The following is a 13,469-nucleotide window of genomic DNA, read 5'->3' on the forward strand; positions in this document are numbered from 1 at the left end:
GTTTCTCTCAAGCGACAACTATATTAGTATATCACAGACACTTTCGCTTGTCAACACTTTTTTGAAACTTTTTTAAAACTTTTTTTCATCAAGTGTGCCATCCGTAACATACCATAGTCCGTACGGGATTCGAACCCGTGTTACCGCCGTGAAAAGGCGGTGTCTTAACCCCTTGACCAACGGACCAGAGTTGTTATTTTCAACTCTTACTATTATACAGTCTTTTCAAACTTTGTCAACTACTTTTTTAAATTTTTTACAAATTTTTCAATTCGTTTTTCAAATTATAGTAAAAAGAGCCAGAATTATACTGACTCTTCTATTGTTCATTAAACTTAGAAGCACGTTCTTCTCCCCACCAATAGGGCATTAGTTCTGCGACTTTAACTGTTTTTCTTATATTATAGTCCATCATGAATTCTGCATCTTTATTTTCAGCGTTCAACTCTAATAGGAATTCTCTGCAAGCTCCACAGGGCATGGCTGAACTTCCACCATAAGGTGGTTTGTCTCGAAAGGCTAATACTTTTTTAACCTTAGTTTGTCCTGAAAATTGGTACATATTGAAGAGAGCTGCCCGCTCTGCGCAGAGATGGAAAACACCACAGGTTCCCTCCATACAGAAACCTGTAAATATTTGTCCATCTTCTGCTTCTACTGCGGCCACAACATGGTTAGCGTAAACAAAATCAGATACTTCATGTGGATTATACAATTTCTGTGCTTCTTCGTACATCTTTTCCCAGATGTCCATTATTGTACCCTTCTTATTTAGAGATTTCCTTTAACATATTTTCGATATGCTGGATTGATTTTTCACGTCCAAGCAAGAAAATTGTATCTGGTAATTCTGGTCCATGCATTTCACCTGAAACTGCGATGCGAATTGGCATGAAGAGATTTTTCCCTTTGATACCTGTTTCTTTTTGAACAGCTTTGATTTGTGGGAAGATATTCTCTGTTACAAATTCATCATCTGTCATCGCCTCAAGTTTTGCTTTGAAGGCTTCAAGAACTGTTGGGACTGTTTCCACCGCCATGACTTCGCGTTCTGCGTCTGTCAATTCTGGGAAATCTGAGAAGAAAAGATCTGTCAATGGAATAATTTCATCTACTGATTTCATTTGTGGTTTATAGAGCTCAACTAATTTTTCAGCCTTGTCTGTTAAACGGCCTGCTTCTTCTAGGAATGGTTTTGCCATTTCAAAGATAGTTTCTAGGTCTGCATTCTTGATATAATCATTGCTCATCCAGTCTAGTTTTTTCTGGTCAAAGGCTGCTGGAGACTTGCTCAGGCGGTTTTCATCGAAAAGTTTAATGAGTTCTTCACGAGAGAAGATTTCATCTTCGCCACCTGGGTTCCAACCAAGAAGAGCAATAAAGTTAAAGACTGCTTCTGGAAGGTAACCTTTCTTTCGATAATCTTCGATAAATTGAAGTGTATTAGTATCACGTTTAGATAACTTCTTACCAGTCTCAGAGTTGATAATCAAGGTCATGTGACCGAACTCTGGAGCTTCCCAACCAAGTGCTTCATAAACCATGAGCTGTTTTGGTGTATTAGCAATGTGGTCATCTCCACGGATTACGTGAGAAATTTGCATATCATGGTCATCGATGACAACGGCAAAGTTGTATGTTGGGTAACCGTCTTTCTTTTGGATAACCCAGTCACCACCGATATTGCCACCTTCAAATTCGATATCACCTTTGACCATATCATGCCACTTGTAGATACCTGACTCATTGACAGCCAAGCGAACTGTTGGGATGATTCCTGCTGCTTCACGTTCTGCGATGTAAGCTGCTTTTTCTTCTTCACTCATACCAAGGTATTCATTGATGTAGCGTGGTGTTTCGCCAGCTGCTTCTTGGCGTTCGCGTTCCGCTGCCAACTCTTCTTCTGTAACATAAGATTTGTAGGCTTTTCCTTCAGCTAACAGTTTGTCGATGTATTTTTGATACAAGTCCAAACGCTCAGACTGGCGGTAATTTTCATGTGTTTCTGGACTTTCATCCCAGTCCATACCTAACCAACGAAGGTTTTCAAGCTGTGAACGTTCCCCATCCTCGACATGACGTTTACGGTCAGTATCTTCAATACGGATAATAAAAGTTCCACCATGATGACGTGCGTAAAGGTAGTTGAACAATGCTGTACGGGCATTACCGATGTGTAGTAGTCCTGTTGGACTTGGTGCGTAACGTACGCGGATATCTTTTGACATAGTTTCTCCTATAAAGTCTCTAGGCGTCTGCCTTTTTGCTCTCTATATTATATCACAAGTCTTGGCTGAGTCCAATTTCTATGGATAAAGAGAGTAAAAAGAGTGGACAAACCACTCTTTTCTTCTATTATAGACGTGCGTTAAGTTCTTTGCTCAATTCTTCAAATCCTGGTTTTCCAAGAAGGGCAAACATGTTACGTTTGTAAGCTTCAACACCTGGTTGGTCAAATGGGTTGATGGCATTCAAGTAACCAGAAAGGGCGATAGCCAATTCGAAGAAGTAGATAGTGTAACCAAGAGTGAAAGCATCTTGCTCTGGAAGAGTCACGTACATGTTTGGTACATCACCATCTGTGTGGGCAAGAAGAACACCATCAGTCGCTTTTTTGTTTACAAAGTCAACGTCTTTTCCTTGAAGGTAACCAAGTCCATCAAGGTCTTCTTCCAAGCTAGGGATAATCACATTCTTACGGGGTTTGTCAACACGGACAACTGTTTCAAACATGATACGAGTTCCTTCTTGAATAAATTGACCAAGTGAGTGCAAGTCAGTTGAGAAGTTGGCTGAAGTTGGGTAGATACCTTTTTGGTCTTTCCCTTCTGATTCACCAGCCAATTGTTTCCACCATTCTGAGAAGTACTGAAGTGATGGCTCATAGTTTACCAAGATTTCAGTTGCATAGCCTTTACGGTAAAGGATGTTACGAACAGCTGCATATTGGTAAGCTTCGTTTTCAGAGATTTTGTCTGAAGTGTAGTCTTTGCGAGCTGCATTCGCACCTTCCATAAGGGCTTTGATGTCAGCTCCTGAAGCAGCGATTGGAAGCAAACCAACAGCTGTCAATACTGAGAAGCGTCCACCGATGTCATCTGGAACAACAAATGTTTCCCAACCGTTAGCATCTGCTTCAACCTTAACAGCACCTTTTTGGCGGTCAGTTGTTGCATAGATACGTTTGTTAGCTTCTTCTTGACCGTATTTCTTAACCAAAAGTTCTTTAAAGACACGGAAAGCAATCGCTGGTTCAGTTGTTGTACCTGATTTAGAAATCACGTTTACTGAGAAGTCTTTGTCTGCAACATACTCTACCAAGTCAGCAAGGTAAGTAGATGAGATTGAGTTTCCTGCGTAAAGGATTTGTGGAGCCTTGCGTTCTTCTTTTGTTTGCAAGTTAGCAAAGTGGTGGTTCAAGAAGTCGATTGCTGCTTTGGCACCAAGGTAAGATCCACCGATACCGATAACAACCAAAACATCGCTGTCTGACTTAATTTGCTCAGCAGCTTTCAAGATGCGGTCAAATTCTTCGCGGTCGTAGTTTTCAGGAAGGTCCAACCATCCCAAGAAGTCGCTACCAGCACCAGTTCCTTTACGGATCAATTCATCTGCTGCTGTTACTTGTGATTGCATGTATTCCACTTCATGTGGTGCAACAAATTTGTCTAAAACTTTTGAATAATCAAATTTAATATGTGACATGTTATTCCTCCAATATTTCTTCTTTTCTATCATAACGCTTACCTTCGTTTTTTTCAAGTTTTTTGTCGAATTTCTCCAATTTTTATCAGAATTCAAACGTTTGCGTAAAAATCCCACATTCCAAAAATTTTGAAAAAATAAAAGAAAGAACGACTAGATGTTCCAGTCGTCACAGTTCATTCAATAAATACTCAAATAGTTCTAAATTGCCATCTTCTTCATTAACCAGAAACTCTGGATGCCACTGCAAACCGATAATGCGGTGCTCATCGATAGATTCAATCGCTTCGATGGTCTGGTCTCTTGGATCAATAGCAGTTACACGGAAATTAGGTGCCAAATCTTTAATGCTTTGACGATGGACGGAGTTGACCTGACTTTCTTTTCCAAATAGCTTAGCCACCACGCTTCCTTCCACTGTCTCAATAGAGTGAGATGTCCCGAAAGGTAGTCCTTGCCAGTGACCTTCGATTTCTTGATTGAGAGTTCCGCCAAAGGCAACATTGACAAGTTGAACACCACGGCAGATTGCCATAATTGGTTTATTCTGACGGAGCGCTTCCTTCAAGAGTGCCAATTCAAATTCGTCACGGACTAGATTATAGTCATCGCTCTCAATGGTTTTTTTCTCTCCGTAAAATTGGGGATGAACATTTTGACCGCCTGTCAAGATAAGTTTGTCAATCATTTCTACATAATCACGTACAACTGACTCATCACCTACAGGAATGACTAAAGGGAGACCACCGACTTGACGAATGCTCTCTGCGAATCTACAAGATACAGATGAATGAATGTTTTTGCCTTCTGCATCTACGGGACATAGATTTGCAGCAACTCCTACAACCGTTCTAGGCATGATGTCTCTCCTTTCGAATACTAACGATAGTCCTATCCTATCACTCAAAACGCCTTTCGTCTAATATGTTTTTTTTAAGGCTGTGATAAAAATTTTTTATGGACAAGAAAAAGCTGCCCACATAGGACAACTTCTTTCTTATTCGAAAACAAATTGATTGTGATAAAGTTCTGAGTAGAAGCCACCTAGTTTCAAAAGTTCATGGTGGTTACCGCGTTCAATGACTTCTCCATCTTTAAGGACAATAATCTGGTCTGCATTGAGGATGGTCTTCAAACGATGGGCAATGACAAAACTGGTTCTACCCGCTACAACCGCCTCCATAGCATGCTGAATCTTACTTTCTGTCACCGTATCTACGTTTGAAGTTGCTTCATCGAGAATGAGAACTTCTGGATCTGTCATCAGGGTTCGAGCGATAGAAATCAATTGCTTTTGTCCTGTTGAGAAGATGCTCTGGTCATCATCTATAAGAGTATCGTATTTATCAGGTAAGCTTTCGATATAGTCATGAATGTGGGTTGCTTTGGCTGCTGCCTCAACCATTTCTTGACTAGCATCTGGCATACCGAAACGGATATTGTCTCGAATGGTTCCACTAAATAAGACCGAATCTTGCAAGACAATTCCCACCTTGCTTCTGAGACTATCCAAATCATAGTCACGAATGTCTTTGCCATCAAAATAAATACCACCAGCATCAACATCATAAAAACGATTGATGAGGTTCATAATAGTCGTTTTCCCTGACCCAGTCGGACCAACAACTGCTGTCATCTGGCCTTTAGGGGCAGAAATGCTAACATCTTTCAAAATAGGTTTATCAGGCAAGTATGAAAAATCAATATGACTAATTTCAACACCTTCTTGCAACTTAGTAAAGATCGGCGCCTTTTCAGGTCGAATTTCTTCCTCTGCGTCAAACATTTCCTGAATCCGTTCAGCACCTGTAAAGGCCAACTGAAGACTTCCCCAACTAGCTGCAACTTGAATAATAGGCTGGTAGTACTGCTGAGAAAATTGGGCAAACATAACAATCAAACCTAGGGCTGTACTTGTTTCAATAGTCTTATCATTCAACAGTACAGCTGAACCAGCAAAGATAACGATGGCTGTGTTGACCAGACTCATCCCATTCATGACAGGGAAAAGAATCCCTGAGAACATTCTTCCTTTAAAGGTTGCCTTGCGCACGCGCTCATTTTGCTCAAGAAATCCTGCCATCATATCCTCTTGAATTCCTTGGACAATCACGGCTTTTTGGCCTGAGATACTCTCATCCATATAGGCGTTGAGTTTCCCTACCTCTTTCTGCTGGAGATTGGTGTATTTGCGCGCCATTTTCACGATGAAAATCAGCATAAGGAAGGCCACTGGTGTGCTGGCAATGGTGATGAGGGCCAGCGTCACATTTCTCGAAAACATGACAAGAATCAGACCGATATATAAAACAATATTGCTCATGACCTGAATCAAACTTTCGTTAAAGGCTTGGAGGATATTATCCAAATCACTGGTAAAACGAGACAAGATATCGCCATCTTGTCGGCGGTCAAAGAAAGAGACCGTCAAGCGAGCAAGCTTACCGAAGAGGCCTTTGCGCATCTCGTTGGTCGACTCTGCAATCACGCGCGTCATGAGGCACATGTATATGACACTGGAGATAAATAGAACCAAAACCAGCAAACCAAGATTGACCATGATTCCTGATAGACTTTGCCAAACAAGTTCTGGATTGCCATCTTGATAAGCTTGAACTAAATTAGCTAGCTGCGTTACTGCTTGTCCAGAAAATACCGGAAAGAGGGCTTGGGCAAGAGTCGCCAGAACAATCATCAGGATAACAACTACAAATGATAGCTTATAGACTTTAAAATAATTCCAAAAAAATTGAACTGTCTTCATTTTACTCCTCCTTTCCTTTCTGTGTTTCATAGATTTCACGATAAACAGCATTGTTGGCAACCAAGTCTGCATGCGTGCCTTGACCAATCAATCGTCCTTGATCTAGAACCAATATTTTATCTGCATGAACAACCGAGCTAATCTTTTGCGCGATGATAATGGTTGTTGTTCCCTTCAAGTCCTTATTCAAGGCTTCTTGAACCAGGCGCTCTGACTTGGCATCCAATGCCGAGGTCGAATCGTCAAAAATCAGAATACGTGGATTGCTGACAATTCCACGAGCAATCGACATCCTTTGCTTTTGCCCACCAGAGAAATTGGTTCCCCGTTCCTCAACCGGACTTTCAAAGGTTTTCTCCATACGATGAATGAATTCACTAGCCTGGGCAATATTAGCTGCGCGCTCCATTTCAAATAGAGTAGCATCTCCTTTGCCCTGTCTCAAGTTATCTGCAATCGTTCCACTAAAGAGAATGGCACGTTGAAGAACGATAGAAACAGTTTTACGCAGGGTTCCTTCACTCACTTCTCGAATATCCTTACCTCCGATTTTGATAGCCCCTTCCTGTGGATCAAAAAGACGTGGAATCAATTGAGCCAAGGTTGACTTTCCTGCACCAGTTGCTCCAACTACACCAACCATTTGACCAGGTTCAATAGTAAAGCTCACATCTTTCAGCATCGGTTCCTTATCCATTGGATAGGTAAAGGTCACATTTTCAAAGCTAAGGCTTCCAACCAACTCTTCATCTGGGACATCCTTGAAGGTCATAGCTGGCTCTGCGTCAAGAATTTCTCGAATACGACGCATAGAAATCATGGCACGGCTGACAGAATTTCCTAAAAATCCAACCATAACAATGGTAAAGATAATCTGGCTCAGGTAATTAACAAAGGAAGCAATAGAGCCAACAACTGATGGATCCGACTGAACCATCCCTGCAACTAGCCAAATAGAGAGGAATACCGCCCCATAACCGACCAACATCATGAAAGGTTCCACTACTGAAAAGGCATACCCAATGTAAAGATTTTGACCGAGAAGCTCGTCTGAAACCTCCGTAAACTTAGCAAACTGCTCTTTTTCTTGGACAAAGGACTTGACCACACGAACGCCACGCAGATTTTCCTTGGCAATGGCATTGATGCGTTCAAGAAGGGTTTGAAACTTGGCAAAACGAGGCCCCATCATTCCCATCATGACAGCAGTCAAGGCAAAGATCAAGATAACCATGAGAACAATCACCCACCACAGAGAAGGTAAGGTTTGAACCGCAAGGATAAACGAACCGATGAATAAGAGGGGAAGTCTGAAAAGAATTTGGAAGGTCATCATGACCACGTTCTGAATCTGGTTGATATCATTTGTCATGCGAACGACTAGATTTCCCGCATTAAATTGTTCAATATTGGCATAAGAAAAGGTTTGGATTTTACGGAAGGCATCCTCTCGAAGGTCAGATGAAACTCCTTGGGCAATATAGGCTGCAAGGACAACATTGAGACCACCAGCAACTAGACCAACCACGGCCACACCAATCAACCAAGCCCCGATACTATAAATAGCTTCATATTTTCCAGCAAGGAGGGCGTCTAACACTTCCTGCAGATAACGCGGTTGCAGAAGTGAACTAGCAACCATCAAGCCTGTCATCAGGAGCGAAGCCAAGGCCTGCCACTTGTAGGTTTTTATTTTCTGAATCAGCATACTTTCTCCTTAAAAAATAGACAAAAGGGAGCGACAATGTGTCAGCTCCTTCTCATTCTGTTTGTGTGATGTTATTCTAGCAAAAAAGTGGGGGATTGTCAAAGAAGTCTCCTTAATACAGCTAGATTAACTAGTGAGTCTTGGTTTTATAGTTTCTGTTTTAACTCAACTAAGACATTCATAGCCTGCATAGGTGTCATATTGTAAACATCCAGCTTAGCTAATTCTGCTAGGATAGGATGTTCTTCAGTCGTATCAAAGAGTGAAATCTGTTCTGTGACAGCACTTGTTTGTCTCATCAGACTTGGACTTTCTCCCCCTTGACTCTCCAGTTGTGTCAAAATCTTATCCGCCCTTGCTAGAAGGTCTGCTGGCAAACCGGCAATCTTAGCAACATGAATACCGTAGGATTTATCAGCTGGCCCTGGTTCGATCTTGTGAAGGAAGGTGACCTGCCCATCCTGCTCTAAGGTTGCCACGTGGACATTGACCAAGTGTTGTAAACTAGACTCCAGACTAGTCAACTCATGGTAGTGGGTCGCAAAGAGGGTCTTGGCTCCGATATGCTCGTGAATGTATTCGATGATAGACTGAGCAAGAGCCATACCATCATAAGTTGCAGTTCCTCGTCCCAATTCATCAAAAAGAATCAAGGAATTTTTGGTTGCATGCGAAATGGCATTATTGGCCTCCATCATCTCCACCATAAAGGTTGACTGACCTGAAACCAAGTCATCTGCTGCTCCAATACGGGTAAAGATCGCATCAAAAATCGGTAAATGGGCGCTTTCTGCTGGCACATAAGAACCCAGCTGGGCCATAACCGCCGTCATGGCTAACTGACGCATGTAGGTTGACTTCCCACTCATGTTTGGTCCTGTAATCAGTTGAATACTGGTATCTTTTGCCATCTGAATCGTATTGGGAATATAGGTCTGAGCCCCCATGACCTTTTCAACGACAGCATGGCGCCCTTTCTGGATATCAATTCGCGAATCATCTCCGAATTCAGGTCGAATCAAATGCTGGGTTTCAGCTACAACCGCCAGACTTTGCAGGACATCAACTGTCGCAATTCCTTGGGCTAGAGCTTGTAAACGTTGGATGTACTTGCTGACCTCTTCACGAATGCGCATAAAAATTTCGTACTCTAGATTAGCTGACTTCTCACGCGCCTCCAGCATATCTCCCTCAATACGGGCTAATTCTTCGGTTCCAAAACGTTCTGAGTTTTTCAGCGTTGCCTTGCGGAAAAAGTGAGCAGGCACATTTCCCAGTTGCGAATTGGTCACATGGAAATAGTAGCCATCTTTTTTATTGTAGTCAATCTTAAGCGTACTGATACCAGAGTTTTCTCGCTCCTTGGCCTCAATCTCAGCAATCCAGCCAGTCCCTTCTCTGAGAACGCGACGGTACTTGTCTAAAGTCTCATCAAATCCAGTTCGGATAATACCACCTTCTGTAATCACATGAGGAGCTTCAGGAGCAATCGCTGCGCTAATCAAACTCTCCAACTCAGGGATTCCATCCAGTTGTTCGATGAGATAAGTTAGAGCAGGTTGCTCCATCCCTTCTAAAATCGCACGAATCCGTGGCACACTGGATAAGGTGATCGCCAACTGCAAGAGATCCTTGGGATTGGTCTTGCCAAAAGAAACACGACTAGCCAAGCGCTCAATGTCATAAACACCCTTGAGGCTGTCTGTCAAATCACTGCGCTCAAAGAAGTAATCAAGAAAGACCTGCACCACTTCTTGGCGTTGGACGATTCGTTCCTTATCAATCAAGGGACGATGAATCCAAGAACGTAACAGACGCATACCCATAGCTGTTTTAGTTTCATCCAAAAGCCAGAAAAGACTGCCTTGCTTCTTACCTGAACGAGCATTCTCAACCAAATCCAAACTAGCCTTGGTCGCATAATCCATCTGCAAGAAATCCTTGATTTCATAACGGATAACAGGTTTGAGGTGGTTCAATTCCCTCATCTGGGTTCGATGGACATACTGGAGCAACTTACTAGATGCCGCTTGCTCCACAGCTGCCAATCGCGAATCCAGTAAATGAAAGTCTTCAAAGCCTTCTTTTTCATAGGAAAGTACCAGATTCATCTGACGACTGAGGATTTGTTCTTCTTCCTCAGACAAGTCATAACCCAACACTACTTCTCGCGCCTTGAGATTACGGATTTCCCCACAAACCAGCGTAAAATCAAATAGACCCGTCACATAAAAATCACCTGTCACTAGATCCATATAAGCTAGACCAAATTGATTCCCATCACGGTCTATGGCAACCAAGAAATTGTTCTGACTGTCCGGCTTACTACTGTCGACCACTGTCCCTGGCGTAATGACCTGAACAACCTCTCGTTTCACAACCCCAACTGCTTGTTTAGGATCTTCCATCTGTTCAGCAATGGCTACCTTATAGCCCTGCTCAATCAAGACATCAATGTACTGTTGGGCAGAATGATAGGGAACACCCGCCATAGGAATCGGATTGTCCGCATTCTTGTTGCGACTCGTTAAGGAAATTTCCAGAATCTGCGCAGCATTGACTGCATCCTCATAAAATAATTCATAAAAATCACCCATACGAAAGAGCAAAAAAGCATCTGGATATTGCTTTTTAATATCCACATACTGTTGCATGCCGGGTGATAGCTTTTCTGTCGCCATTTTCCGTCTCTCCTTGTCAAAAATAAGTCTTGAGAGCAACTCCCAAGACCTTACTTATCTTTCATCAAATCTAGCAAACGATCTTCCATGAGTTTGGCAACGTGCTGGTCTCGACAAATAACCAATAAGGTATTGGCACCAGCAACTGTTCCTAAAATCCATTCATCCTTGTTTGCATCTACAATATTTGCCAAAACAGAGGCTTCCCCCAATTTGGTATGAAGCACCAAGGTAAACTCTGCTCTTGCAACACCTTCTAAATGATGAGACAAAAATTCCACCAAATCAATCTTTTCTGTCTCATTTGCTAGTACATAATACACCATATCATTTTTCTTGACCTTGGTCAAGCCGATTTCGCGCAAATCACGAGACAGGGTTGTCTGCGTCACAAAAACATTGTGCGCCTCCAACCGATCTTGAATTTCTTTTTGTGTACTTAATTTCTCCTCAGTAATCATTTTTTTTATTAACTGATGACGATCTCTTTTTCTCATAAAATCCTCTTATGTGAATATTTATAACTATTTTTATAACTATATTATACCAAAAAAATAGGAGATTTCAAAAATTTTTTCTTCTTTCTTTAAAATTGTGATAAAATAGTAGAAAAGTCCAAAAAGGAGCTCTTAATGAATACAAAAGAATTGATTGCTAGCGAATTGGCTAGCATCATTGATAGCCTGGACCAAGAGGCTATTTTAAATTTACTGGAAACCCCTAAAAACTCAGAAATGGGAGACATTGCTTTCCCTGCTTTTTCTCTTGCAAAAGTCGAACGTAAAGCACCTCAAATGATTGCGGCTGAACTGGCTGAAAAAATTAACAGCCAAGCCTTTGAAAAGGTTGTCGCAACAGGGCCTTACGTTAACTTTTTCCTTGATAAATCTGCCATTTCTGCTCAAGTATTGCAAGCTGTTATCACTGAAAAAGAACACTATGCTGACCAAACTATTGGCAAACAAGAAAATGTTGTTATCGATATGTCCAGTCCCAATATCGCTAAACCATTTTCTATTGGTCACCTGCGCTCAACTGTTATCGGAGATAGCTTATCACATATTTTCCAAAAAATCGGTTATCAAACAGTCAAGGTCAACCACTTGGGAGACTGGGGTAAACAGTTTGGGATGTTGATTGTTGCCTACAAAAAATGGGGCGACGAAGAAGCTGTAAAAGCTCATCCAATCGATGAACTCCTTAAACTCTATGTCCGCATCAACGCTGAAGCTGAAAATGACCCTAGCTTGGATGAAGAAGCACGCGAATGGTTCCGTAAACTTGAAAATGGAGACGAGGAAGCTCTCGCACTTTGGCAATGGTTCCGTGATGAAAGTTTGGTGGAATTTAACCGCCTTTACAATGAATTGAAGGTTGATTTTGACAGCTATAACGGAGAAGCCTTCTACAACGATAAGATGGATGCAGTTGTAGACATTCTTTCTGAAAAAGGCCTTCTGGTTGAATCAGAAGGAGCCCAAGTTGTGAATCTTGAGAAATATGGAATTGAACATCCAGCTCTTATCAAGAAATCTGATGGTGCAACTCTCTATATCACACGTGACTTGGCTGCAGCCCTTTACCGTAAAAACGAATACCAATTTGCTAAATCTATCTACGTCGTTGGTCAAGAGCAATCTGCCCACTTTAAACAGCTCAAAGCTGTCTTGAAAGAAATGGGCTACGACTGGAGTGACGACATTACTCACGTTCCTTGTGGTTTGGTTACAAAGGAAGGGAAAAAACTCTCTACTCGTAAAGGGAATGTCATCTTGCTAGAGCCTACTGTTGCAGAGGCTGTTAGTCGTGCCAAGGCCCAAATCGAGGATAAAAATCCTGAACTAGAAAACAAAGACCATGTAGCGCATGCTGTTGGGGTAGGAGCCATTAAATTCTATGACCTCAAGACCGACCGTACAAATGGATATGACTTCGACCTAGAAGCTATGGTATCCTTCGAGGGGGAAACTGGACCTTATGTTCAATACGCCTACGCTCGTATCCAATCTATCTTACGCAAAGCAGACTTCAAACCAGAAACAGCTGGTAACTATAGCCTGAATGATGCTGAAAGCTGGGAAATCATCAAACTCATCCAAGACTTCCCACGTATTATCAACCGTGCGGCAGATAACTTTGAACCTTCTATCATTGCTAAATTTGCAATTAGCCTGGCTCAAGCCTTCAACAAATACTATGCACATACACGTATCCTAGACGAAAATCCTGAGCGCGACAGCCGTCTAGCTCTCAGCTACGCAACCGCAGTCGTTCTAAAAGAAGCCCTTCGCTTGCTTGGAGTAGAAGCGCCAGAGAAGATGTGATTCAGTACTAACAATTGGAACTAAAGTTCCTACTTGTTAGACGCTAGCCGCTTATATGCGGACTAGCTAACTACTTCACTAGTCATGGTCTCTAAATATAATCGATTTAGAGACCATGACGTCGTAATCTTAAAGTTACTTGATTGTAAAGAAATCTAAGTAACTAACGCTAAATCCTATACCTAATTAGGTTTAGAGGTCTATCAAAAATCTTATCAAGTTTTGCTGACTTGTTCTGCTATTTTGAATTGACTAATTCAATTTACTCACTACTACTTCTTTATCAT

General features: G+C 41.8%; 9 protein-coding genes and 1 tRNA gene. 1 reads left to right on the forward strand and 9 read right to left on the reverse strand.

Features of this window, described 5'->3' with window-relative positions; translation table 11 throughout:
• Positions 1-114: 114 nt before the first annotated feature.
• From SMSK597_RS0103195 to argR, 9 genes are all read right to left on the reverse strand, one after another.
• Positions 115-186 (reverse strand) — tRNA-Glu (locus SMSK597_RS0103195).
• Positions 187-319: 133 nt separating this feature from the next.
• On the reverse strand, positions 320-754 hold the full coding sequence (locus tag SMSK597_RS11580) for a cytidine deaminase family protein (protein ID WP_000355910.1): 435 nt from the start codon (positions 752-754) through the stop codon (positions 320-322).
• A 13-nt stretch (positions 755-767) separates the two neighbouring features.
• Entirely contained in the window at positions 768-2,228 is a 1,461-nt protein-coding gene (gene gltX / locus SMSK597_RS11585) for a glutamate--tRNA ligase (protein ID WP_000031050.1), read from the reverse strand.
• A gap of 127 nt (positions 2,229-2,355) precedes the next feature.
• Positions 2,356-3,705 carry a glucose-6-phosphate isomerase gene (locus SMSK597_RS11590; RefSeq protein ID WP_000018268.1) on the reverse strand — a complete coding sequence of 450 codons (1,350 nt, stop codon included), beginning with the start codon at positions 3,703-3,705 and terminating at the stop codon, positions 2,356-2,358.
• A gap of 169 nt (positions 3,706-3,874) precedes the next feature.
• Positions 3,875-4,564: a gamma-glutamyl-gamma-aminobutyrate hydrolase family protein gene (locus SMSK597_RS11600; RefSeq protein WP_001138351.1), complete on the reverse strand. Its 690-nt coding sequence runs from the start codon at positions 4,562-4,564 to the stop codon at positions 3,875-3,877.
• Positions 4,565-4,702: 138 nt separating this feature from the next.
• Positions 4,703-6,469, reverse strand: coding sequence for a multidrug efflux ABC transporter subunit PatB (patB, locus tag SMSK597_RS11605; RefSeq protein ID WP_000859882.1), 1,767 nt, complete (start codon positions 6,467-6,469; stop codon positions 4,703-4,705).
• Between the two features lies 1 nt (position 6,470).
• Entirely contained in the window at positions 6,471-8,177 is a 1,707-nt protein-coding gene (gene patA, locus SMSK597_RS11610) for a multidrug efflux ABC transporter subunit PatA (RefSeq protein ID WP_000908123.1), read from the reverse strand.
• Positions 8,178-8,323: 146 nt separating this feature from the next.
• On the reverse strand, positions 8,324-10,858 hold the full coding sequence (mutS, locus tag SMSK597_RS11615; protein ID WP_000179935.1) for a DNA mismatch repair protein MutS: 2,535 nt from the start codon (positions 10,856-10,858) through the stop codon (positions 8,324-8,326).
• Between the two features lie 50 nt (positions 10,859-10,908).
• A complete protein-coding gene (argR, locus tag SMSK597_RS11620; protein ID WP_001231476.1) occupies positions 10,909-11,355 on the reverse strand; it encodes an arginine repressor in 447 nt (148 codons plus the stop codon).
• A 135-nt stretch (positions 11,356-11,490) separates the two neighbouring features.
• Between argR and argS the strand changes: the two genes are divergently transcribed.
• On the forward strand, positions 11,491-13,182 hold the full coding sequence (gene argS, locus SMSK597_RS11625; RefSeq protein ID WP_001092708.1) for an arginine--tRNA ligase: 1,692 nt from the start codon (positions 11,491-11,493) through the stop codon (positions 13,180-13,182).
• Positions 13,183-13,469 lie beyond the last annotated feature (287 nt).

Origin of the sequence: Streptococcus mitis SK597, assembly GCF_000148545.1 — a bacterium.
GTDB classification, from domain to species: Bacteria; Bacillota; Bacilli; order Lactobacillales; family Streptococcaceae; genus Streptococcus; species Streptococcus mitis_C.

Bases quoted from the DNA above. Each gene is read 5' to 3' on its own strand.
- SMSK597_RS11580 (WP_000355910.1), bottom strand. From the start codon at position 754: ATGGACATCTGGGAAAAGATGTACGAAGAAGCACAGAAATTGTATAAT.
- mutS (WP_000179935.1), bottom strand. From the start codon at position 10,858: ATGGCGACAGAAAAGCTATCACCCGGCATGCAACAGTATGTGGATATT.
- gltX (WP_000031050.1), bottom strand. From the start codon at position 2,228: ATGTCAAAAGATATCCGCGTACGTTACGCACCAAGTCCAACAGGACTA.
- argR (WP_001231476.1), bottom strand. From the start codon at position 11,355: ATGAGAAAAAGAGATCGTCATCAGTTAATAAAAAAAATGATTACTGAG.
- SMSK597_RS11590 (WP_000018268.1), bottom strand. From the start codon at position 3,705: ATGTCACATATTAAATTTGATTATTCAAAAGTTTTAGACAAATTTGTT.
- argS (WP_001092708.1), top strand. From the start codon at position 11,491: ATGAATACAAAAGAATTGATTGCTAGCGAATTGGCTAGCATCATTGAT.
- SMSK597_RS11600 (WP_001138351.1), bottom strand. From the start codon at position 4,564: ATGCCTAGAACGGTTGTAGGAGTTGCTGCAAATCTATGTCCCGTAGAT.
- patB (WP_000859882.1), bottom strand. From the start codon at position 6,469: ATGAAGACAGTTCAATTTTTTTGGAATTATTTTAAAGTCTATAAGCTA.
- patA (WP_000908123.1), bottom strand. From the start codon at position 8,177: ATGCTGATTCAGAAAATAAAAACCTACAAGTGGCAGGCCTTGGCTTCG.